Origin of the sequence: Paeniglutamicibacter sp. MACA_103 (assembly GCF_045798555.1) — a bacterium.
Classification (GTDB): domain Bacteria; phylum Actinomycetota; class Actinomycetes; order Actinomycetales; family Micrococcaceae; genus Paeniglutamicibacter.
On sequence record NZ_JBIXLN010000142.1, the window covers coordinates 1 to 248 of the forward strand.

A 248-nucleotide genomic window follows, 5' to 3' on the forward strand; every position below is an offset into this window, starting at 1 on the left:
CGCAACCCATTGTACCGGCCATTGTAGCATGCGTGAAGCCCAAGACATAAGGGGCATGATGATTTGACGTCGTCCCCACCTTCCTCCGAGTTGACCCCGGCAGTCTCCCATGAGTCCCCGGCATTATCCGCTGGCAACATGGAACGAGGGTTGCGCTCGTTGCGGGACTTAACCCAACATCTCACGACACGAGCTGACGACAACCATGCACCACCTGTGAACCAGCCCCAAAGGGGAAACCGTGTTTC

Annotated in this window: 1 rRNA gene; it reads right to left on the reverse strand. The window is 57.3% G+C overall.

The window, feature by feature from the left end:
- A 16S ribosomal RNA gene (locus ACIPVK_RS21890) occupies positions 1–248 on the reverse strand; the annotation flags it as partial.